General features: G+C 50.1%; 17 protein-coding genes. 8 read left to right on the top strand and 9 right to left on the bottom strand.

Annotated elements, in window-relative coordinates; translation table 11 throughout:
* Nucleotides 1-209: 209 nt before the first annotated feature.
* From pepA to ACXAG2_RS11830, 3 genes are read left to right on the top strand one after another with little or no spacing between them, the layout of a single operon-like run.
* On the top strand, nucleotides 210-1,715 hold the full coding sequence (gene pepA / locus ACXAG2_RS11840; protein ID WP_474867198.1) for a leucyl aminopeptidase: 1,506 nt from the start codon (nucleotides 210-212) through the stop codon (nucleotides 1,713-1,715).
* Between the two features lie 5 nt (nucleotides 1,716-1,720).
* Nucleotides 1,721-2,149 (top strand): DNA polymerase III subunit chi, encoded by a 429-nt coding sequence (locus ACXAG2_RS11835; protein WP_119502319.1) that lies wholly within the window; start codon nucleotides 1,721-1,723, stop codon nucleotides 2,147-2,149.
* A gap of 9 nt (nucleotides 2,150-2,158) precedes the next feature.
* A complete protein-coding gene (locus ACXAG2_RS11830) occupies nucleotides 2,159-4,936 on the top strand; it encodes a valine--tRNA ligase (RefSeq protein ID WP_474867196.1) in 2,778 nt (925 codons plus the stop codon).
* A gap of 69 nt (nucleotides 4,937-5,005) precedes the next feature.
* Here the strand turns inward: ACXAG2_RS11830 and ACXAG2_RS11825 are convergent, their stop codons facing one another.
* The 3 genes from ACXAG2_RS11825 to ACXAG2_RS11815 all read right to left on the bottom strand — a co-directional run bounded on the left by ACXAG2_RS11825 (nucleotide 5,006) and on the right by ACXAG2_RS11815 (nucleotide 9,821).
* Complete coding sequence (locus ACXAG2_RS11825) at nucleotides 5,006-7,708, bottom strand: ATP-binding protein (protein ID WP_474867193.1); 2,703 nt, start codon at nucleotides 7,706-7,708, stop codon at nucleotides 5,006-5,008.
* A 15-nt stretch (nucleotides 7,709-7,723) separates the two neighbouring features.
* Nucleotides 7,724-8,992, bottom strand: a complete 1,269-nt coding sequence (locus ACXAG2_RS11820; protein ID WP_474843177.1) for an ABC transporter substrate-binding protein — start codon at nucleotides 8,990-8,992, stop codon at nucleotides 7,724-7,726.
* 115 nt (nucleotides 8,993-9,107) lie between these two features.
* Nucleotides 9,108-9,821 (bottom strand): choice-of-anchor H family protein, encoded by a 714-nt coding sequence (locus ACXAG2_RS11815; RefSeq protein WP_474867190.1) that lies wholly within the window; start codon nucleotides 9,819-9,821, stop codon nucleotides 9,108-9,110.
* Between the two features lie 202 nt (nucleotides 9,822-10,023).
* Between ACXAG2_RS11815 and bla the strand changes: the two genes are divergently transcribed.
* Nucleotides 10,024-10,755 carry a subclass B1 metallo-beta-lactamase gene (gene bla / locus ACXAG2_RS11810; RefSeq protein ID WP_474867188.1) on the top strand — a complete coding sequence of 244 codons (732 nt, stop codon included), beginning with the start codon at nucleotides 10,024-10,026 and terminating at the stop codon, nucleotides 10,753-10,755.
* Nucleotides 10,756-10,840: 85 nt separating this feature from the next.
* On the opposite strand, the gene rraB is transcribed toward bla, so the two are convergent.
* Entirely contained in the window at nucleotides 10,841-11,236 is a 396-nt protein-coding gene (rraB, locus tag ACXAG2_RS11805) for a ribonuclease E inhibitor RraB (protein ID WP_303572764.1), read from the bottom strand.
* 55 nt (nucleotides 11,237-11,291) lie between these two features.
* Nucleotides 11,292-12,020: a 1-acylglycerol-3-phosphate O-acyltransferase gene (locus ACXAG2_RS11800; protein ID WP_474867186.1), complete on the bottom strand. Its 729-nt coding sequence runs from the start codon at nucleotides 12,018-12,020 to the stop codon at nucleotides 11,292-11,294.
* A 164-nt stretch (nucleotides 12,021-12,184) separates the two neighbouring features.
* Here ACXAG2_RS11800 and ACXAG2_RS11795 point away from each other — a divergent pair, with 164 nt between their 5' ends.
* On the top strand, nucleotides 12,185-13,354 hold the full coding sequence (locus ACXAG2_RS11795) for an HD-GYP domain-containing protein (RefSeq protein ID WP_474867184.1): 1,170 nt from the start codon (nucleotides 12,185-12,187) through the stop codon (nucleotides 13,352-13,354).
* Nucleotides 13,355-13,482: 128 nt separating this feature from the next.
* Here ACXAG2_RS11795 and glnG read toward each other — a convergent pair whose 3' ends face one another.
* The 4 genes from glnG to glnA all read right to left on the bottom strand — a co-directional run bounded on the left by glnG (nucleotide 13,483) and on the right by glnA (nucleotide 18,119).
* A complete protein-coding gene (gene glnG, locus ACXAG2_RS11790) occupies nucleotides 13,483-14,898 on the bottom strand; it encodes a nitrogen regulation protein NR(I) (RefSeq protein ID WP_474867182.1) in 1,416 nt (471 codons plus the stop codon).
* The gene (gene glnL / locus ACXAG2_RS11785) at nucleotides 14,891-15,976 is read right to left on the bottom strand and encodes a nitrogen regulation protein NR(II) (protein WP_474867180.1); all 1,086 of its coding nucleotides are present in this window, start codon (nucleotides 15,974-15,976) and stop codon (nucleotides 14,891-14,893) included. Before glnL ends, glnG begins: the two co-directional genes overlap by 8 nt.
* A 127-nt stretch (nucleotides 15,977-16,103) precedes the next feature.
* On the bottom strand, nucleotides 16,104-16,613 hold the full coding sequence (locus tag ACXAG2_RS11780) for a DUF4124 domain-containing protein (protein ID WP_474867177.1): 510 nt from the start codon (nucleotides 16,611-16,613) through the stop codon (nucleotides 16,104-16,106).
* Between the two features lie 96 nt (nucleotides 16,614-16,709).
* Nucleotides 16,710-18,119: a glutamate--ammonia ligase gene (gene glnA / locus ACXAG2_RS11775; protein WP_474867174.1), complete on the bottom strand. Its 1,410-nt coding sequence runs from the start codon at nucleotides 18,117-18,119 to the stop codon at nucleotides 16,710-16,712.
* 568 nt (nucleotides 18,120-18,687) lie between these two features.
* On the opposite strand from glnA, the gene typA reads away from it, so the two are divergent.
* The 3 genes from typA (at nucleotide 18,688) to ACXAG2_RS11760 (ending at nucleotide 22,319) form a co-directional block, all read left to right on the top strand.
* Nucleotides 18,688-20,511, top strand: a complete 1,824-nt coding sequence (gene typA, locus ACXAG2_RS11770) for a translational GTPase TypA (RefSeq protein WP_474867172.1) — start codon at nucleotides 18,688-18,690, stop codon at nucleotides 20,509-20,511.
* A gap of 194 nt (nucleotides 20,512-20,705) precedes the next feature.
* Nucleotides 20,706-21,080, top strand: a complete 375-nt coding sequence (locus ACXAG2_RS11765; RefSeq protein ID WP_474867170.1) for a response regulator — start codon at nucleotides 20,706-20,708, stop codon at nucleotides 21,078-21,080.
* Between the two features lie 99 nt (nucleotides 21,081-21,179).
* A complete protein-coding gene (locus tag ACXAG2_RS11760) occupies nucleotides 21,180-22,319 on the top strand; it encodes a MalY/PatB family protein (protein ID WP_474867167.1) in 1,140 nt (379 codons plus the stop codon).
* Nucleotides 22,320-22,334 lie beyond the last annotated feature (15 nt).

Genomic DNA, 22,334 nt, shown 5'->3' with positions numbered 1-22,334 from the left:
CAATAACCCGATTGCATGAAAACGACGCAAATTTTTCCGTTTTCGTTACATAAGTCACAGACTATTGTAGCAGTACGGCAAACACGACAGAAAGCGTCAAACACAGTCTTATCGCTTATATGACTGCGTATTAAAACATAAAGCAGCGCAAAACGTTATGCGAAATTATCGTCATGCAAATCACAAGATAAAAAGAGCGAGGTGTTATCGTGGAATTTAGTGTAAAAAGTGGCAGTCCGGAGAAACAACGTAGCGCCTGTATCGTGGTTGGTGTCTTCGAGCCTCGTCGCTTAACTGCGGTGGCTGAACAGCTGGATGAAATCAGTGAAGGTTACATCAGTAATCTGCTACGTCGCGGCGACCTGGAAGGGAAAGCCGGTCAGATGTTACTTCTGCATCATGTACCCAATGTATTGAGCGAGCGGGTATTACTGGTCGGTTGCGGTAAAGAGCGTGAACTGGACGAGCGTCAGTATAGGCAAATCATCGCGAAAACCATTAAAACCCTGAACGAAACCGGCTCGATGGAAGCAGTCTGCTTCTTAACAGAACTGCACGTGAAAGGCCGTGATACCTACTGGAAAGTGCGTCAGGCGGTAGAAGCGACGCAGGATTCCCTGTACACCTTTCTGCAACTGAAAACCAAAAAGGGCGAACCCCGTCGTCCGTTACGTAAAATCGTTCTGAACGTACCTACACGCCGTGAACTTACCGTGGGTGAGCGTGCTATTGAGCATGGTCTGGCGATTTCAAAAGGTGCCAGCCTGACCAAAGACGTGGCAAACATGCCGCCAAACATCTGCAATCCTGCCTACCTGTGGGAGCAGGCACAGTCGCTGGCTGAAAACTACGACAGCATCAGTGCAGAAGTGGTGAATGAAGCCATGATGGCTGAGCTGGGCATGAATTCTTACCTGGCTGTAGGTCGCGGTTCTGAAAATGAATCCATGATGAGTATCATTACTCACAAAGGCGGTCCGGATGATCAGGCGCCTATCGTACTGGTGGGTAAAGGCCTTACCTTCGACTCAGGCGGTATTTCCATCAAGCCCGGTGAAGGCATGGATGAGATGAAGTACGACATGGGCGGTGCCGCCGGTGTGCTGGGCACCATGCAAACCGTGGCCGAACTGAATCTGCCGGTTAATGTTATCGGCGTGCTGGCTGGCTGTGAAAACATGCCGGACGGCAAATCTTATCGCCCGGGTGATATCCTCACCACCATGTCCGGCCAGACTGTTGAAGTGTTAAACACCGATGCAGAAGGCCGCCTGGTATTATGTGATGCATTAACTTACGTTGAGCGTTTTGAGCCTGAACTGGTCATCGACGTGGCAACATTGACCGGCGCGGTGATTGTTGCACTGGGTAACCATGCAACCGGATTGATGAGTACACATAATCCGCTGGCCCATGAACTGATGAACGCCGGCGATCAGAGTTCTGACCGTGCATGGCGCTTACCTGTGTGGGATGAGTATCAGGATCAGCTGGAAAGCCCGTTTGCCGACTTCACCAACTTAGGTGGCCGTGCGGCCGGTTCAATTACTGCTGCGTGTTTCCTGTCCCGATTCACCAAGAAATACAACTGGGCGCACATGGACATCGCCGGTACAGCGTGGCGAAGCGGCAAGAACAAAGGTGCCACTGGCCGTCCGGTACCGATGTTGTCGCAGTTCCTGATGAACCGCTCAGGCATTAAACAAGAGGACTGAGCGCAATGCCTCAGGTAACCTTCTGGCAACTCAGTGATGGTAAGGACGCGGGTGAATCCCGCGCCTGCGATCTGATTGCCACTGCATACTCCCAGCGACAAAAGTGTGTTGTATTGTGTGCAGACAAATCTTCCGCTGAAGCAGTGGATGAGCTGCTCTGGCAATTGCCGGCTGGCCGCTTTGTGCCGCATAATTTGTGCGGGGAAGGGCCGGGCGCCGGTACGCCGGTGGAAATCTGCTGGCAGGAAAATCAACTTTCCCGTCGCAATCTCATCGTCAATTTAAGCGGGGAAATGTTAAGCTCCCCGCATTCTTATCAAACGATTTATGACTTCGTGCCGGTGGCGGATGACGCCAAACAGGCGGCACGGGTTCGCTATAAACAATATCAGCAGGCTGGCTGCCAGTTGCAGTTTAAATCTGCTGACAGTTGAGAGTAAGTAATGGATAAAACCTTCGAACCGCAATCCATTGAGCAGCAATGCTACGAAAAATGGGAAGCAGCAGGCTATTTCAAGCCATCCGGACACGGTGACCCGTATTGTATTTTACTGCCGCCACCAAACGTAACAGGCAGTCTGCACATGGGCCACGGCTTCCAGCAAACGATTATGGACGCGTTAACCCGTTATCACCGCATGAAGGGCGACAACACCTTATGGCAGGTGGGTACAGACCACGCGGGTATCGCTACCCAGATGGTGGTAGAGCGCCGTCTGAATGCTGAAGGCAAGACCCGTCACGATTTAGGCCGTGAAGCCTTCATCGACAAGATTTGGGAATGGAAAGAAGAGTCCGGTGGCACTATCACCAGGCAGATGCGCCGTCTGGGCACATCTACCGACTGGGACCGTGAAGTGTTCACCATGGACGACAATCTGTCCAAAGCGGTTACAGAAGTCTTTGTTCGTTTGCATGAAGAAGGTTTGATTTACCGCGGTAAGCGTCTGGTTAACTGGGATCCGGTACTGCACACAGCGGTCTCTGATCTGGAAGTGCTTAACGAAGAAGAAGCCGGCCACATGTGGCACATGCGCTATCCGCTGGCTGACGGTTCCGGTGAACTGGTCGTGGCGACTACCCGTCCTGAAACCATGCTGGGCGATACGGCTGTTGCAGTTCATCCTGATGACGAGCGTTATCAGTCGATGATTGGTAAGGAAATACGCCTGCCAATTACCGGTCGCCTGATCCCTATTATCGCCGATGATTATGTGGATCCGGAATTCGGCACCGGCTGTGTGAAAATCACCCCGGCACACGATTTTAACGATTACGACATGGGTAAGCGTCACAGCCTGCCGATGATTAACCTGTTCACTGACGACGCAAAAATCAACGATGAGGCCCCTGAAGCTTATCGTGGTCTTGACCGTTTCGACGCCCGTAAGCAAATCGTTGCTGACCTGGACGCCGAAGGTCTGCTGGTGAAAGTGGTCGCTCATAAACTGAAAGTACCCCGTGGCGACCGTACCGGTGCAGTTATCGAACCGTATCTGACTGACCAGTGGTACGTTGCCGTTGAATCGCTGGCAAAGCCTGCGGTTGAAGCGGTGGAAAGCGGTGAAATCCGCTTTATCCCTGAGAACTGGAACAAAACTTACTACCAGTGGATGAACAATATTCAGGATTGGTGTATTTCCCGTCAGCTGTGGTGGGGACACCGCATCCCGGCTTGGTACGACAACGAAGGTAATGTATTCGTTGGCCGTGACGAAGCAGAAGTGCGCAGTCGCTACAAGCTCGAAGACGCCGTTGAACTGAAACAGGACAATGATGTACTGGATACCTGGTTCTCCTCTGCACTGTGGCCCTTCGCGACCATGGGCTGGCCGGAAGAAACGCCGGAACTGGATACGTTTGTACCGTCGTCTGTGCTGGTCACCGGTTTTGACATCATTTTCTTCTGGGTAGCCAGAATGATCATGATGACGAAGAAATTCACCGGCAAGATCCCGTTCAAAGATATCTACATTACCGGTCTTATCCGTGATGAGAACGGCGACAAGATGTCTAAGTCGAAGGGGAACGTTCTTGACCCTATCGACTTGATTGACGGTATCGATCTGGAATCTTTGGTGAGCAAGCGCACATCAGGCATGATGCAGCCGCAACTGGCGAAGAAGATTGAGAAGAATACCCGCAAGCAATTTGCTGACGGTATTAATGCTTACGGGACCGATGCTCTGCGCTTCACGTTTGCAGCCATGGCCTCAACCAGCCGCGATATCAATTTCGATATGAGCCGCGTTGAAGGTTACCGTAACTTCTGCAATAAGATCTGGAACGCATCACGCTTTGTGCTGATGAATACCGAAACCGAAGATACCGGCCGTGACGGTGGTGAACTGGTGCTGAGTCTGGCGGATCAGTGGATTTGGGCGCAGTTCCAGAAAACCCTGAAAGAGTTTGAATCTGCCCTGGCTGATTACCGTTTCGATATTGCCGCTCAAACCGTGTATGAGTTCACTTGGAACCAGTTCTGTGACTGGTATCTGGAACTGACTAAGCCGGTACTGAACAGCGATGCGTCTACTGATGCGGAAAAGCGCGGTACACGTCATACGTTGATTAACGTACTTGAGCAGTTACTGCGTCTGTTACATCCGTTAATGCCGTTTATCACTGACACCATCTGGCAACGTGTTGCGCCGTTAAGCGATGCAGGCGTGAAAGAAGGTGAAACCAGCATCATGATCCAGTCTTTCCCTGAAGTGAAAGCGGAACGTGAGAACGACAAGGTACTGGCTGATATCGAATGGCTGAAGCGTTTCATCATCGGTATCCGTAATATCCGTGGTGAAATGGATATTTCTCCTAACAAGCCGCTAAACGCTATTCTGCGCAATGTGAGTGAGCAGGATCAGGCCCGTCTTGATTTGGCTGCGCCGTTCATCGATAAGCTGGCGAAACTGGAATCTGTCACTTTGCTGAAAGCCGGTGAACAGGCGCCGGCCAGTGCCACCGCGCTGGTGGGTGAGATGGAAATTCTTATCCCGATGGCTGGTCTGATTGATAAGGACGCTGAGCTTGCCCGTATTGCCAAGGCAATGGGTAAGGCTGAGCAGGATGTGGCCCGTGCTCAGGGTAAGCTGGCAAACGAGAAGTTTGTAAACAGTGCTCCGGAAGCGGTAATTGCCAAAGAACGTAGTAAGCTGGAAGAAGCTGAAACGGCGCTGGCAAAACTGAAAGAACAGCACGCCACAATCAGCGCGTTATAAGCGCATTTGCTAAGTAATAAAAAAGGAGCGGAAACGCTCCTTTTTTTGATCCTGCTAAAATGCTGATTGCTATTTATGCTGACTGTTATTGCGTGCAGATTGTCCGCCGGACTCGGCCTGTAAAAAACGTTTCAGCATAGAGGCCAGCGCTGCGCGTTTTAGCGGCTTGGTGAGATAATCCGTCATTCCGTGACGCATTGCCTGCTGGGCATCTTCTTTCATAGCGTTGGCTGACAAGCCAATGATGGGCAGTTCACTTAAGCCTTTCTGGCGAATTTTGCGGGTGGCTTCGTAACCGTCCATTACCGGCATCTGAACATCCATAAGCACCAGGTCGTATACCGGCGCATTATTGATTTTAGTTACCGCCTGCAAACCGTCTTCGGCAATATCGAAGGTGAGGCCAAGTGAAGACAACATTTCTCCGGTGACCACCTGGTTAATATTGTTGTCTTCTACCAGCAGAATGTGACCTTCCAGCATGGTGGATTCATCCGGCACCTCAGTTGACTGTTTAAAATCTTCTATGTCGGCAAGGCGGAACACAAACCGGCGGTACTGTGCCGGTGTAAACGGATGAAGCAGAACCGGACCTTTCCATTGACTAAGAATTTTCTCCTGCAATTGCCCGGTCTGGGTTTCCATGACAATGCCCACAGGAATGCTTTGCCGCTCTATCAGCGATAACTGCGGTAGCAGGGATTTGAATTCTGCGTAGGTAGCAATTTCAACCAGCACGGCAGGCGGCACGCCCACGTCATTTTTCACCATGGCAAGGGGCTGACGGGCAGAGCGCAGGTTTAATAATTCAATATAGGCTGCCGGCAGCAACGGCTTGTCGGAATAATAACAGCTGCCCAGTGGCAACTGGGGCAAATCAGCAAGAATACCTTTCTGACCGGACTGAATTTTCATGGGTAAAGTGATCACGAAAGTAGAACCGTGATTGGGCATTGATGTGACTTTCAGTTTACCGGCCATCAGTTCGGTAAGCTGTTTTACAATCGTCAGCCCCAGTCCGGAGCCGCCGAATTTTCGGTTTGTCGAACCGTCAGCCTGCGTAAATGGTTGGAAGATGCGGTCAACCTGCGACTGAGTCATGCCAATACCGGTATCTTCGACTTCTATGCGCAGAACCACTTTATCACCCTGCTGGTTCACCATGCCCTTAATGGTGACATTAATCGCTCCCTGCTGGGTGAACTTAACGGCGTTGGTACAGATGTTCATGAGAATTTGAGATAACCGCAAAGGGTCGCCCACTATGCGGGGTGGCAGTTTCGGGTCGACCTCCAGATGAACGCTGAGATTCTTCTCCTGTGCCCGCAAACTCACCACCGCCAGCAGATTATCCAGAATGGAGTGCAGAGAGAAGCTGACGTTTTCCAGTTCCAGCTTACCGGCTTCAATTTTAGAGAAATCAAGAATGTCGTTTATCACACTGACTAGGATTTGGCTGGAGTAAGATGCTTTGTCCAGATAATCCTTCAGCATGGCTGACATGGGTTGCTGATGAGCCAGTTCCAGCAGGCCGATGATGCCGTTAAGCGGCGTGCGGATCTCATGGCTCATGTTAGCCAGGAAAATACTCTTAGAGGCGGTGGCCTGTTCTGCTTTCTTCTTGGATTCGGCGAGTTCTTTGTTTAATGCTTCCTGCTGGACGTTCAGTTGCTGGGCATTTTTCAGCAGAGAGCGGGTCTGCTCATTTTTGTCTTTAAATACGCTGGCTGCTTTGGCCAGTTTGCCGATTTCGTCTTTACGGTCGAGATCGGGCAATACATCTACCTGCTTACCGTCTGCCAGCTGATTAAACACAGAAGTAATGGAGCGGATAGGGCTGAGGACCCGGCGCACAGTAAAAATAGCGAAGGCGAAGGCGAGAATGATAGCGATAACAGAGTATATTTCACCGTTGAGCCGAGCCCCGATAGCGGCATTCTGCGCATTGCGGTTAATCAGATTGGTGCGGGCATTTACCCGGTCGGCAAGCTCGCGGCTGAGATACAGAAACTCGTTGGCCGAGCCGGCCATGACCACATTAACCAGAAACATATTGCTTTGGGTTATCTGGGTCAGCCGTAAAAAGCGTTCTTCCAGTCGTTGAATATGTTCACGGATCGCTACTTCGTTAGCGGATGATTCACTTTCCAGCAGGGAATAAACTGGTGCCAGTGACGCATTAAACTCGGAGATATTTTGCTGTGCCGGTGATACCAGATAACGCAATGCGGCATTCTCGGCTTCTGTTACATGCATTTTTAGCTGGTCAATTTTTGCCGCCGGCATCTCACGTTTTTCCGCGACTTCCTGCAACAAGCTCTCGATTTGTCTGACGACGACCAGTGAGCCCGAGTCGATGAGCTGATCCCGGCGGTGCCGGTCATCCACCACCGCGTGAAAGTTCTCTTTGTAAGACACCAGATGAGTACGCATGCGCTCCAGAATGTCATCTTCTGTGTATTCATAGGTTGAAGAGATGGAAGAGGTCTCAAGGGCTTCCAGCTTGTCAGTGATGGAAATCATCAGGCGCTCAAAACGAGTTACCGCAGACGGGCTGGCGGTTTCACGGAAAATCAGCACATTGCGCTGAAGATCCACCACATCTCTCTCCAGTTCACCTACGATGCCCACATCAATCACCGCCTGGCGGGTATTATTCATGCCTTCGGTTAAAACCTGCTCGTTGGCACGGCCGAGAAAACCCTGCACAAGGATCAGTCCTATCATGATGATCAGAACAGTGAGCAGTTGAATACGGATAGAATGAAACATAAAGAATGCGTACCACTAAGAAGTAATGAATTCATACCATTTCTGCAGACTATATTCATAAGTCGGCATAACGGTATTCCAAACGGCGACATGGCCGAAACGATCTTCGTAACTGCCGCCGGAGCGTTGCTGTCCGCGATTGACAGACACTTTTCCATCCGGCCCTCTGAGCGGTTCTGAAGCGGGTAAACCTCTGTACCAGTAGTTCCATTCAGCTTCACTTAAATAAGGCTTTGAACGTTGCGGGTTTGAAATGTAATACCCCTGACGGGCAATGAAAGCACCGGGCCAGCCGGACAACCACCAGTTCATGTATTCATAGGCAGCATCTTTCACCCGGCCCTGCGTGGCAGCAGAAAGACACATCACGCCGTGCCAGCCGCGGTAACCTTCACGGGGAGCCGCAAAGCGAACGGGAATATCCTGACCATTCAAATCAGACACAGCAGGGGAGAACATACTTTCAATGGTGACCCGCTTCGTACGCATGTATTGCACCGATTCCGGAACGGAGGTCCAGAAGCCATTGAAATGCTGCAGCTGTTTAAGCTCAATCAGTAACAGGAACAGGCTGTCTAATTCTGCCCGCGTCATGGCGCCGATGTCTTCAAATTCCATGAAGCCTTTCGCTTTTGCCGCCAGGGCTAAATCAAATAACCCGATAGTCGGGTCATTCACGATACCCACTTTTCCGCTGAGTCTGGAATCCAGCAGCCAGCCCCAACTCTCATCTGCACTGTTCATATCGGCCGGTAACGCGTTTTCCAGATAGCCAAAGGAATCAACATTGTGCACGTACGGGAGGAAGCTGATTTCATCCGTGTGCTTTTCTCCCAGCGAGCCGTCGGCCTGAACATTTATTATTTTGTGGGGGGCATCACCGGCACCGATTTTCGCTTCGGGAGAGACCTTGCCGGTCTTTGTCAGATCGTTAATTTCGTCCCAGTTACCAATACGGCGTTTATCGATGGGTTGAATGGCATTGGCCCGCCAGAGCACATTGATGCTGTTTGACCATTGCTCATATAAATCAAAGCCCTGCGGGTTCATGGTGGCTTTCTGAAGTACCGTTGCACTGCCGCCGGGAGCGAACTGCAGCCGGATCCCTAAGTCTTCCATAGCCTGCTGTCTCAAGGCTTCCTGCAAGGTTACATGGGTGCCAAGCACTCTTACCAGAGGTTTCTCTTTGCCAATGGCAAAGGGGACCATGCCGGCGGTCAGCCAGCCTGCCAGAGAGCCTTTCAGCACTCGTCTTCTTGTCAGCAGTTTTTTTTGTTTGTCCATTCCGGTGGCGCTTTGTCCTGAGTCATACTTTATTGTGGCACTGAATGGACAGGTATGCCAAAAAAAAGCGTTAAAACAAAGGCTGTTCTCTTTGAACAGCCCCGGGAGTAGAATGCTATCTGCGTGGGCGGCGTGATACTGTTCTCCATATCCCCATGCCCAGAAGGCCGGCAAGGAAAGGCCAGTGCAGGGCTCCGCCGTGTTCTCTTACTTCCACCACGGTTTCCTGTTCAACAATGACCCGGTCGTAATCCTGACTTTCAAGGGGCACATAAGACAAGTCTGCATCGCTGGTATGATCGGCAACAGCCAATAGTTCGTTTGTCTGCGCGTCGTACAGCTCAATCATGATGTCATAGTCGAATGGACGGTAGCCGGTGATAAGGTCAGTTTCTATTACAAATTCATCGCTGGTACTTTCCCCGTAAATATAAAACACAGATGACTCGTGTACCGGGTAAAAACTGTCAGCATCGCCCAGGTAAAGCACTGCATAAACCGGTACTTCTGCATAAACAGTATCAGCATCAAAGCTTACAGACACCGTCGTGGCATAGCCGTCATAATCGGCGTCGTTGAAGCGCTCAGTCCATGCATCGTAAATCCAGAAGTCGGTATTCACAACGGCATTCACAGCTGCCCGCTTTTTACTGCTTTTTGTGGCTTTGGTAACGCTGGCCAGTGTATCGTTTCTGATAAAGTCGCCGTCTTTCGGGGTGTACGCTTCACCGAACTGAAACTCTCTGGCTTCAGTGGTCCGTTCCGTTGTTTCTGCCTGTGCCGGCGCTTGCAGAGCGGTAATGCCCATCAGAGCAATTAACGGTTTCATTGTTTGTTTCAGCATCATCATTCCTCTTGTCTTTGGCTGACTACGGGCTTAGTGTCGCCTGCGTAAACTGAACGGTTGCTGAAAGCAGTCTTAACCGCTGACAGTTTGGCCCTTTATCTGTGCATTGCAACGGGTTAGCTGTAGACGGAATGTACCGGCCGGGATATAAACATGAGCAGACTCATTGATTACGGAATTATTCATGGTGCGGTTCGTAAAACTGATAGCGTTGCTGGCGTTGGGATTGTCTGCTTTCGCCCTGCACGGGGAAGCGTTGCCGGAGCAAAAACCAATGCAATTGTTACCTTTGTCTGATGATGTGTGGCTGCATCTGTCGTACAAGCAGGTAGACGGATTTGGGCTGGTGGAGTCCAACGGCGTGATTATTCTGTCTGAGCAGGGCAGCATTATTATCGATACGCCGTGGACAGAGCAGGACACCGCGGAGTTACTGAACTGGGCTGCAGCTCGAGGCATGCCGGTAACAATGTCGTTTTCCAGTCACTCCCATGAAGACCGTACCGCGGGCATTGGTTTGCTGAACAGCAAAGGCATAGATACACATGCGTCGAAAATGACTAATGCTATTCTGGAGAAGCAGGGTAAGCCGCTGGCAAAACAGGAAATTACCGGTACAACCTATGCTCTGGCAGAAGGTGTTGAAGTGTTCTACCCCGGCCCGGGACATGCGCCGGATAACAGTGTGGTCTGGCTGGCCGGAGCAAACATTCTGGTGGGCGGATGTCTTATCCGCAGCGCAGAAACGGATAGTTTAGGTTATACCGGTGATGCCAGTCCGGAAGAGTGGGGGCCGTCAGTACAGAAGGTGTTAGCCAGATACCCTGAGGCGAAAATCGTGTTGCCGGGCCACGGACTGCCGGGAACCCGGGCGTTGCTGCACCATACTATCTCACTGACAGAAGGTGGTAGCTGATCAGCGCGGCATCGTTGCTGAACAAAAAAGCCGGTGATACTTCATGCAGTAAACACCGGCTTTGGTTGATAAGTCAGACAACGTATCAGTCGTCGTAATCTTCATCGTCTTCTTCTGCTTCTTCGTCGCGGGGCATAAAGTAAGTGCCCCAGCCGTCGTAGTGCACATCGCACTTATCAGCAATCTTCAGCAGCGCATCCGTGTCTTTGTCCAGCGCATCCTGTTCCAGCTCACGCTCAACAATCGCGTCAAAACAGAAAATAGTACCGCCGTCGTCTAATACCAGCTCCTCTGCATCAGACACTTCGAAACCGGCTTTGAACGCATCTACGGCTGCTTTTTCCAGTTTATCGAAATCATTGGAAGCAAGGTGATGCTCAATGGTGTACACCGCATCCGCCTGACTGCCGTCTTCCAGCAGTGCTTCTATGGTTTCCTGGTTAAACGCGTACCATTCTTCCCGTTCATCAAACTGATTCATGTTATCTCTCAAAAACGTCAACTTGCCCTAGTGTAATTAACTGAACGGCAGGATGCTATCTCTTTGCAGATTCAATTTGTGCCACTTCTTCGTTAAGACGGGCGAATTTCTCTTCCATGGCTTTATGGAAATGTTCCGTCCAGCCTTTCGGGGAATGCTCACGGGTAAGCTCTACCGGCGCATCAATATCGATAAGCACAACACCATTGTTCCAGCGGTTCCACTTTACTTTTTCGTGTAAGTCGCTGGCAGTAACCATGACAACCGGTACTTTAACAGCCTGTGCCAGCCAGAATGCGCCGGATTTAAAGGGCAGTAAACCTCTGCCGTAGCTTCGTGTGCCTTCCGGAAATACCCATACGGATGTCCCTTTTTCGCGGATTTTCTTACCAGCTATTTTTAACGTATCCCGCGCTTTTCCGCTATTCTTCCGGTCAATCATGATGTTGCCCGATAACCAGTAAATCTGTCCGAATACGGGGATCCACTTCAGGCTCTTCTTACCGATAGTCACTACGCCGGGGAGGGCCGCCTTACAAATGGTGATGATGTCGTAACTGCTCTGGTGATTGGCGATTAACACGTACGGGGTGTCTTCCTCCACCGCATCACTTTTCCGGATAATGATTTTAAGCCCCATAATCCGGGACATCTGCGCATAAGCGTTGCCGGCGAAATGAACATTATTCTTGTGAAAAGGGCGAAGCACGCAAACCACTAAAACAACGATGTTTATCAGAATGAATGCGAAAAAGAGCGCGATTACGCGAAGAATTGCTAACACTACTGTTCCTGTTTTATGTTTTGCCGCGAAGTATACGGGATTGAGAGCAGTTCAGTTATCCGATCAGTCTGAAAATTTAGCCAAAAGAACACTATTGCCGATTAGCGAAACTGCCGATCAGATGATATAACTTAAATACATGCTTAATGCGGTAACCAGATAAAATGCAGACGTTTACACCGGAAGAACTTGAAGAAGATATCCTCAGTGACCTGATGGAGGAAATCAACGAACTTTATGAATCCAGCGAACAAACCCTCATAGAGCTGGAATTGCGTCCGGAAGATAATGAACTGCAACGCAGCCTGTTTCGTTCTATCCACACCATCAAAGGTGACCTGGGGCTGGTTAATTTCAGTCCGATGATCCCCTTGCTTCAGCACGTTGAAGATTTGCTGGATTTTCTGCGTAAAGGGCAGATTAACTACACCAGTACCATGAGTGACCTGGTGTTGCTGACCATGGACAGGGTGAAAAGCTTTGTTCAGGATGTGATGAATGCCGGGTGTGCTGAATATGACGGTAATCTTCATGAACAGCTGGTACTGGCGATCACGCGGATCACGCCGGACAACCATGCTGATCACGACAAACTGCTGGCTGATGCGGTATTGCTGCTGAACCCGGATCTGGACATTGATACCGGTGAATTTGCCGGTATAGAGCAAACCGCTGAAGCGGAAGGCGAAAAGCCACCGGCAAAGCCTCCGCAGACGGTAGCGAATACCGGAATACTGAAAGGTCTGAGTGCCGACAAACGGGCCGATATGCTGTTTTTCCGTGACCTGATGCAAACCATCGAACACCGTTCTAATTACTGGGCCGGGCGTGGCGACCGGATTGCAAAGCTGGCGTTATACATCAATCATGAAGCAGGCAGTCCCATCGATGACGACCAGTTGTCTGTTGCCTGTTACGTGCACGATTTTGGTATGGCGTTCATGCCGTTGCACCTGCTTAACAAAACAGACCCGTACACTGACGCCGAGTTTAATCTCATGCGTTCTCATGTGTACAAAAGCTCCCGCTTACTGGAGCATCTCGACCAGTGGGATCACGCCCGTAAAATTGTGATGCAGCACCATGAAAGGGTAGATGGCAGTGGTTATCCGCTGGGCCTGAAAGAAGATGATATTTGTGACGGTGCCAAACTGCTGGCCATTCTCGATACCTATGATGCCATGACCCACTCACGGGCACATAATCAGGACTCGCGGATGTCTAAAAAGCAGGCGGTCATTGAACTGAACCGGGCTGCCAAAGGGCAGTTCAGTATGAAATGGGTGCGGCACTTTAATCAGGCCATCACGAGCCTGCTGACGAAGAATCCGTAGTATCCTTCCGGGCGTAGCCGCCTGAACAGTAAATTTATTCATGTAAAAAGCCCGGTGCAGAATTTCTGCACCGGGCTTTTCTATTTGAGAAGACTGCCGGGACCGAGGTGAATTGCGTCTGGCGTTATTCAGCCGTTCACATCCAGCTCTTTAAGTTTACGGGTCAGCGTGTTCCGTCCCCAGCCAAGACGCTTGGCGGCATCCTGTTTGTGGCCATGAGTGTAACTGAGTGCACGTTCCAGCATGATTTTTTCAAACGTGAGCATGGCGTCATTCAGGATATTGTAATGTCCTTCACGAAGCTGAGTGTCGGTCCATCTCGCCAGTAACTCGGGCCAGTCGCCGTTAGCGGTACCGCCACTTTTCTCAATAGTTCCCTCTGAGTGGATTTCCGGCGGCAGATCGCCGGGTAAAACTTCCTGTCCGCTTGCCATAACGGTAAGCCAGCGGCACACGTTTTCCAATTGACGTACGTTACCCGGCCAGGGCAGGCGGGTCATCAGCTTCTCTGCATCTTTACTCAGAGACTTGGTCTCTACATCCAGTTCCTTCGCAGCACGGCGCAGGAAGTGTCTTGCCAGCAGAGGAATATCTTCACGGCGCTCAGCCAGCGACGGAATGTGGATACGGATAACGTTCAGGCGGTGAAATAAATCTTCACGGAACTTACCTTCTGCCACCCGTTTTTCCAGATTCTGGTGGGTTGCAGCAATTATCCGTACATCAACAGTCACCGACTGATGTCCGCCGACGCGATAAAATTGTCCGTCAGCCAGTACCCGTAACAAACGGGTCTGAACGTCCAGCGGCATATCACCAATTTCATCAAGGAAAAGGGTACCGCCGTTTGCCTGCTCAAAACGGCCCTGACGGGCAGTTTGCGCGCCGGTAAAGGCGCCTTTCTCGTGACCGAAAAGTTCTGATTCCACCAGGTCTGCCGGAATGGCTGCCATATTCAGTGCAATAAACGGATTGGCTGCACGGGGGCTGTGACGGTGCAGGGCATGAGCAACCAGCTCTTTACCTGTACCGGACTGACCATTAATCAGCACGCTGATGGAGGATCGGGACAACCGGCCGATGGCACGGAAAACTTCCTGCATGGCCGGCGCTTCACCGATAATTTCAGTAACCGCTTCATCCTGAGGTACCTGATTTTGACGGCTCTGTTCCCGTGCATGGGCCAGCGCCCGCTGCACCAGCGTAACGGCTTCGTCGATATCAAAGGGTTTTGGCAGGTATTCAAACGCACCACTCTGGTAGGCATTTACAGCACTGTCTAAATCAGAATGCGCGGTCATGATGATGACCGGAATGAGCGGGTCAGTATTATGTACTTCCCCCAGCAGTGTCATGCCGTCCATCTGAGGCATACGGATATCTGAAACGATAACCTCAGGGCGCTGACCACTTTGTAATTGCAGTAAAAGATCTTCAGGATTCTCAAAACTCAAACACCCGATATTGGCTGCCTGTAATGCCTTTTGCAGAACCCAGCGGATTGAGCTGTCGTCATCTACAATCCATACGGATTCATTATTCATTATCCGACTCCTTTCTGGGGACAGGGAGATATAGCGTAAATTCGGTGTGGCCCGGATGGCTGTCTACCTCAATTTTTCCGCCGTGGTGATTTATTAATGTTTGTGCAATAGACAGGCCCAGCCCGCTTCCGTTCTGCTTGCTGCTGACCATGGGATAGAAAAGGGTGTCTCTGATTGTGGCGGGAATACCCGGTCCGTTATCAATGATCTGGATTTTGGCCACCAGAGAGTGCCGCTTACCCAAAATGGTCATTTGTCTGTCTATACGGGTAACAAGCCGAATTTGCGGTGACGGTGTTTTCGCTTCTGTGAGCGCTTGAACACTGTTTCTTAAAATGTTCAGCACCGATTGCTGAATCATGTCCTGGTCTACTTTCAGATCCGGAATACTCGGGTCGTAATCGCGGATGATAGTGATTGGGTTATCTGAGTCGACCCTCATCAGGCTGCGCACTTTCTCAAGCGCCTGATGGAGATTACTCCACTCAAGCCTTGGCAGCGCGTTGGGCCCGAGCAAACGGTCAACCAGGTTTCGCAGCCGGTCTGATTGCTCGATGATCATCTGCGTGAATTCATTATGGTCGGGATTTGTCAGCTCTTTTTCCAGCAACTGGGCTGCACCGCGAATTCCCCCCAAGGGATTTTTAATTTCATGGGCGAGGCCGCGGATTAGTTCTCTGGCGGCATCATGCTGGGCATTTTGCTGATTTTCTCTGGAGATGCGGCGTTGCTGATCGATACGGCGCACCTCAAACATCAGTTTAGGGCCGTCATCGGTATTCAGGTTAGTGACAGTGAGATCAGACAATACACAACGCCCGTCTTTGAAGCACAGACGTAAATCGTTTTCAGTAAAGTCTTCGCCATGACGAATTGCCGCCCGCAAACGGGCATCATTGATGGCGTTCGGCGCAAAAAAGTCCGATAGCTTGTGTCCGGAGAGCTGCTTCACCCCAGTTTCGAACAACGCTTCCCCTGCGTGATTGGCATAAACGATTTGCAATCGTTCGTTGACCATTACCAACGCTGTGTTCAGGTTGTTCAATAAATGGTTTGTTTCAAACTCGGTGGCTTGCATGCCGAGCATTCCTCATTTGCACTTTTATAGTGCATTATAGTTTAACGCGTTCAAACGGTGTTGATTGCACCAAAATAAAATTTTCTGATGAACCCGCATGGTGCGCTGGCTGCGCTACCAAAGAACGCTAATTGTTATTGATAAACACTGATGCCTGATGCAAATAAAGTGTTTGCTGAGGAGATGATGCAAGAGTCTTGCCCTTATTATCAATTATGTCTATATGATAAGTGTGGGCGCCACGGTCAATGCCGGCGAGGTTAAACTTACCGCTACTGTTGATGCGGGTTGGCTGGCCGTCGAAAGTAAGGCGGTAACGGCCACGGAAGGCCGGGGTGGTAGCGGCTGTTATAGAAAACTGACCGTTGTTATTGCGGATTGTGGCTTCCGGTTCCGGAGAGGAAACGGATACTTTATAGTCGGGCTGTTTATCGCGGGATTGTGTCTGTTGCGTCGCTTTGATGTCGGGGCTGTCCGCAACGTTACTGGTATTGGCTTCGAACTCAAGGGTCTCTGCGCCGTCCTGTGGCACGTCTGTATACAGAACGGTGCCGTCTTTTTTCACGACTTTATAAATTGTTTGAGACTGTACTGAAGGCACGAATAAAGCGGTGACAAGCAAAATGCGAAGTATCATCGGACACCATTTTCACAACGAATGAATTCTCAGTCTAGCAAAAGCCGGGCCGAAAAAAAGCCCGCAGATGCGGGCTTTTTTAAATCAGCGAGTGTCTTATACGCTGTAGTACATGTCGAACTCAACAGGGTGAGTAGACATGTTCAGAGTCGTTACTTCTTCAGACTTCAGACCGATGTATGCATCGATCATGTCATCAGTCATAACGCCACCGGCTTTCAGGAAGTCACGGTCGTTGTCCAGCGCTTCCAGAGCCATTTCCAGTGAGCTGGCAACAGTTGGGATTTCTGCTGCTTCTTCTGGTGGTAAGTCGTACAGGTCTTTATCCATAGAGTCACCAGGGTGAATCTTGTTGATGATACCGTCAAGACCAGCCATTAACATAGCAGTGAAGCCCAGGTAAGGGTTACCAGTCGGGTCAGGGAAACGTACTTCGATACGACGCGCTTTATCGCTTGTTACGTAAGGAATACGGATTGACGCAGAACGGTTACGTGCAGAGTAAGCCAGCATAACCGGTGCTTCAAAGCCTGGCACCAGACGCTTGTACGAGTTGGTAGAAGCGTTAGTGAATGCGTTGATTGCACGGGCGTGCTTGATGATACCGCCGATGTAGTACAGCGCTTCTTCAGACATACCAGCGTACTTGTCGCCTGCGAAGATGTTTTTGCCATCTTTAGCGATAGACTGGTGAACGTGCATACCAGAACCATTGTCACCAACCAGAGGCTTAGGCATGAATGTCGCAGACTGACCGTATGCATTTGCAACGTTGTGTACAACATACTTATAGATTTGAACTTCGTCAGCTTTCTTAACCAGCGTGTTGAAAGCACAAGCGATTTCGTTCTGACCAGCAGTTGCTACTTCGTGGTGGTGAGCTTCAACGACCAGACCCATTTCTTCCATAACCAGACACATTGCGCCACGGATGTCGTGTGCTGAGTCTACTGGTGGAACCGGGAAGTAACCGCCTTTTACGCCAGGACGGTGAGCAAGGTTACCGCCTTCGAATTCTGCACCGGAGTTCCATTTTGCTTCAGAAGAATCGATCTTGAAGAAAGAACCCGCCATGTCAGTGTGGAATTTCACATCGTCAAACAGGAAGAATTCTGGCTCTGGACCGAAGAACGCAGTGTCACCGATACCAGTAGACTTCAGGAACTCTTCCGCACGACGTGCAACAGAGCGAGGGTCACGGTCGTAGCCTTCCAGGGTAGACGGTTCAACGATGTCACAACGGATGTTCACCTGAGTTTCTTCTGCAAACGGGTCAACAACAACAGACTCTGAGTCTGGCATCAGGATCATGTCTGATTCGTTGATGTGTTTCCAACCAGAAATTGAAGAACCATCAAACATCTTACCTTCTTCGAAGAACTCGTCATCGACCAGACCTGCAGGGATCGATACGTGTTGTTCCTTACCTTTTGTGTCGGTAAAGCGTAAGTCTACAAATTTAGCTTCGCTTTCTTTGATCAGCTCTAATGCCTTTTCTATTGACATCGTGTCCTCCGGATTTATTAGAATAAACGTGGAATGAACAATTTCACTCCAAAATAATTGAGAATCATTAAAGCTATTTTCATGCCACTTACATGAAGACGGTAAAACGCGGCTTAGCAGGCAGTAGCACAAAAATCCCCAAACGCAAATGCACTAAAGTGGTGCGGTGAAGCTCTGTTTTGGTGCGTAAGGATGTTTTATGATTCATCGGGTTCTATCGGACTGCTGAACATTATTAAGCCGTGTTTTATCCGTACCGGTATGATTCAGACCGGGGCAGAAGAATGAAGGCTGTGACAATGCAGAAATGCAGTATATGAAGATAAGAACTGATGCTTAGACTAGAACAAAGCAAACCCGGATACTAGTAGGATCATTGATAAAACATTGGAATAAATTAGATCCGCACACAATCCAGAAAAGTGTCACAAAGAAAAATAAAAAAAGATGCGCAAAGCGAAAGGAATTTCTGTACAATCCGCGCACATTTTACTATTCCGTTTTAGCAATCAAATCTGCCTGATGTTTTTCTTACATCTGCAACGCTGATTTCCAAGGCTTTGACCCAATGACCACTGATATTAATAAATTACGCAATATCGCGATTATCGCGCACGTTGACCATGGTAAAACGACTCTGGTTGACAAACTGTTACAGCAATCCGGTACGCTGGAAAGCCGTGGCGAAGCCCAGGAACGGGTAATGGACTCTAACGACATCGAGAAAGAGCGTGGTATTACCATTCTGGCGAAAAACACCGCCATTAACTGGAATGACTACCGCATAAACATCGTAGATACCCCGGGACACGCCGACTTCGGTGGTGAGGTTGAGCGTGTAATGTCGATGGCTGACTGTGTACTGCTGCTGGTTGATGCGCAGGAAGGTCCTATGCCGCAAACCCGTTTCGTAACGCAAAAAGCGTTTGCTCAGGGTCTGAAGCCAATCGTAGTAATCAATAAAATTGACAAGCCGGGCGCACGTCCTGACTGGGTAATGGATCAGGTTTTTGACCTGTTCGATAACTTAGGTGCGACTGATGAGCAGTTAGACTTCCAGGTTATCTATGCATCAGCACTGAATGGTTGGGCATCAATGGATGCAGACACCAAAGGCGAAGACATGACGCCACTGTTCCAGTTAATCGTGGATCAGGTTGAAGCGCCAAATGCAGACCCTGCCGGTGCATTCCAGATGCAGATCTCTCAGCTGGACTACAACTCATATGTTGGCGTAATCGGTGTTGGTCGAGTTAAGCGCGGTAGCGTGAAGATGAACCAGCAGGTTACTGTTGTTGGTGCTGATGGTAAGAAGCGCAACGGTAAAGTGGGTCAGGTACTGGGGTACTTAGGTCTTGAGCGTCATGAAGTCGACTCTGCAAACGCAGGTGACATCATCGCGATTACCGGTCTGGGCGAACTGAAAATTTCTGATACTGTGTGTGACGTTAATACAGTAGAAGCCTTGCCTCCGCTGACGGTTGACGAACCAACAGTAACCATGACGTTCCAGGTAAACACATCTCCGTTTGCCGGTAAAGAAGGTAAGTACGTGACTTCACGTAACATCCTTGAACGTCTGCAGGACGAGCTGGTACATAACGTGGCACTGCGCGTTGAAGAAACCGCTGACCCGGATAAATTCCGCGTATCAGGCCGTGGTGAACTGCACTTAGGTATCCTGATTGAAAATATGCGTCGTGAAGGTTACGAGCTGGCGGTATCACGTCCGGAAGTAATCCTGAAAGAAGTTGACGGCGAGCTGCAGGAACCGTTTGAAACACTGACTATCGACTGTGAAGACGAGCACCAGGGTTCAATCATGGAACAGCTTGGTCTGCGTAAAGCAGAAATGCGTGACATGAACCCAGATGGCAAAGGCCGTATCCGTATGGACTTCATCATTCCAAGCCGTGGTCTGATTGGTTTCCAGACTGAGTTCATGACGCTGACTTCCGGTTCAGGTCTGTTGTACCACACGTTCGACCATTACGGTCCGCACAAAGGCGGTACTATCGGTAAGCGTAAGAACGGTGTACTGATTGCCAACGCAATGGGTAAAGCACTGACTAACGCCCTGTTCAACCTGCAGGAACGCGGTCGTCTGTTCATCGGTCACGGTGTTGAAGTTTACGAAGGTATGATCATCGGTATTCACAGCCGTGACAATGACCTGACAGTAAACGCCCTGAAAGGTAAGCAACTGACAAACGTGCGTGCATCAGGTACTGATGAAGCGCAAACTCTGGTTCCACCTGTGAAGATGTCTCTTGAACAGGCGCTGGAATTTATCGATGACGATGAACTGGTAGAAGTTACGCCGGTAAGCATCCGTATTCGTAAGAAGCTGCTGACTGAAAACGACCGTAAACGTGCCGGTCGTGCGAAATAAGTACTGAGTATTTTTGAAAAAGCGTCCTGATGGACGCTTTTTTTTCGCCTGAAGTATTGTTTCAATCCCGGTGAATAAGACTTATTCTTCATGTTGCGCCGGAGCCGGCAATGTATGTGTGTACATTGAGTGCCGGAATGTCCGGAAAGAGAAATAGTTCAGAGCTGCTGTAGCATGCTGTTAAGGAGTAAAGTGTGGCTGAATACACCATCGCAGTGATAGATGATGATACGATAACGTTAGACATTGTGACCTATGCACTGGAAGAGGAGCTGGGTGCCAATGTGTTTGCTTTCAGCCGGAGTGAAATGGCGCTTGACTTTTTAGTCAACCAGCCGCAGGATAATTTGTCTTTGATCATCAGTGATCAGAACATGCCCCAATACGACGGTTTAAGGTTGCTGAAAGCGTGCCGTGAAGCTGGGCTGAAAACCCCCTTCATCTTACTGACGGCTGATGCCACACGTGACACGGTAATCGCAGCGAAAAAAGGCGGGGCCACCCAGTTTCTTGCCAAACCGTTCACAACAGAAAACCTGGTGCAGAAAGTTAAGCAACTGGTGGATTGAAGCTGACCGTTAATCGTTGTAGTGTTACAGGCACAAAGATATGGCCCGCAGGGGCCTTCTCTCATTCTCTTTTAGCACAGCAACACAGGAAAATCTCACGTGCCTTTCAATTTCGACGATACGCCTTCCCGTCAGGATACCTATTCTTTTAAATGGCAGAAATACGCCGGTCAGGACATCATTCCGGCATGGGTTGCCGATATGGAATTCCGTTGCGCCCCCGCCATTCTGGATGCACTCTCTTCCAGTGTTGATCACGGCATCATGGGTTATGTATTGCCGGCACAGTACAAGCCGGCTATTGAGGCTGTTCAGCGCTGGCTTGAAGACAAACACGACTGGGTTATTGATCCCGACTGGCTGGTATGGACGCCGGGCGTCGTGCCGGCATTTAACATTGCCATTAAAGCGTATTGTAAGCCCGGTGATAAAGTGATCGTGCAAACGCCCAATTATCCGCCGTTGCTGGCTGCGCCGAAAATTAACGGCATGGAGCGTGTCGATATCGGTACCGTTGACGTAGACGGCCGGCCCACACTGGATTTTGCTGAGCTGGAAACTCAGGCAGCAGATCCTAAGTGTAAGTTACTGATTCTGTGCAACCCGATGAATCCTGTGGGGAGTGTGCTGAGCCAACAGGAGATTGATCGTGTTGCTGAGATTTGCCTGCAAAATGACGTGAAATTGTGCAGTGATGAAATTCACTGTGATTTGATCCTTGATGAAACAGTAAAGCACATTCCGGCAGGCAGAGTAGAAGCGCTGAAAGATGTCAGCGTTACCCTGATGGCTGCCAGTAAAACCTTCAACGTGGCCGGTCTGGGTGCTTCATTTGCGATTATCCCTGACCGTCAGTTGCGTCAGCAGTTCGTGCAGTCCGCAGCCGGTCACATGCCGTGGGTAAACCTTTTAGGGCTGGTGGCCACAGAAGCTGCCTTTACCCAATGTGATCAGTGGCATTCTGAATTACTGACCTACCTGAGAGGTAACCAGGCAACACTGATTGAACAGGTGAATGCCATTGACGGTCTGAAAGTGCATCAGTCGCAGGCAACATTTCTGGCATGGATAGATGCCAGCGGGCTGGATGTGGCGAATGTACAGAAATGGGCAGAAAGCCGGGGCGTGGGGCCATCACCCGGTGCTGACTTCCTCGCGCCGGATCATTTCCGCATTAACTTTGGTTGCAGCCGTAATATGCTGAACAATGTGCTTGGCAGACTGGCAGGTAAACCCTGAACAGTAATCCGGCCG

This window comes from Alteromonas sp. ABH4_456, assembly GCF_056160645.1.
This window is presented reverse-complemented; position numbering and strand designations above follow the sequence as displayed.

What these genes read in the sequence shown, in the direction of transcription:
- ACXAG2_RS11835 (WP_119502319.1), top strand. Translation starts at nt 1,721, where the DNA reads ATGCCTCAGGTAACCTTCTGGCAACTCAGTGATGGTAAGGACGCGGGT.
- ACXAG2_RS11830 (WP_474867196.1), top strand. Translation starts at nt 2,159, where the DNA reads ATGGATAAAACCTTCGAACCGCAATCCATTGAGCAGCAATGCTACGAA.
- ACXAG2_RS11825 (WP_474867193.1), bottom strand. Translation starts at nt 7,708, where the DNA reads ATGTTTCATTCTATCCGTATTCAACTGCTCACTGTTCTGATCATCATG.
- ACXAG2_RS11820 (WP_474843177.1), bottom strand. Translation starts at nt 8,992, where the DNA reads ATGGACAAACAAAAAAAACTGCTGACAAGAAGACGAGTGCTGAAAGGC.
- ACXAG2_RS11815 (WP_474867190.1), bottom strand. Translation starts at nt 9,821, where the DNA reads ATGAAACCGTTAATTGCTCTGATGGGCATTACCGCTCTGCAAGCGCCG.
- bla (WP_474867188.1), top strand. Translation starts at nt 10,024, where the DNA reads ATGGTGCGGTTCGTAAAACTGATAGCGTTGCTGGCGTTGGGATTGTCT.
- rraB (WP_303572764.1), bottom strand. Translation starts at nt 11,236, where the DNA reads ATGAATCAGTTTGATGAACGGGAAGAATGGTACGCGTTTAACCAGGAA.
- ACXAG2_RS11795 (WP_474867184.1), top strand. Translation starts at nt 12,185, where the DNA reads ATGCAGACGTTTACACCGGAAGAACTTGAAGAAGATATCCTCAGTGAC.
- glnG (WP_474867182.1), bottom strand. Translation starts at nt 14,898, where the DNA reads ATGAATAATGAATCCGTATGGATTGTAGATGACGACAGCTCAATCCGC.
- glnL (WP_474867180.1), bottom strand. Translation starts at nt 15,976, where the DNA reads ATGCAAGCCACCGAGTTTGAAACAAACCATTTATTGAACAACCTGAAC.
- ACXAG2_RS11780 (WP_474867177.1), bottom strand. Translation starts at nt 16,613, where the DNA reads ATGATACTTCGCATTTTGCTTGTCACCGCTTTATTCGTGCCTTCAGTA.
- glnA (WP_474867174.1), bottom strand. Translation starts at nt 18,119, where the DNA reads ATGTCAATAGAAAAGGCATTAGAGCTGATCAAAGAAAGCGAAGCTAAA.
- typA (WP_474867172.1), top strand. Translation starts at nt 18,688, where the DNA reads ATGACCACTGATATTAATAAATTACGCAATATCGCGATTATCGCGCAC.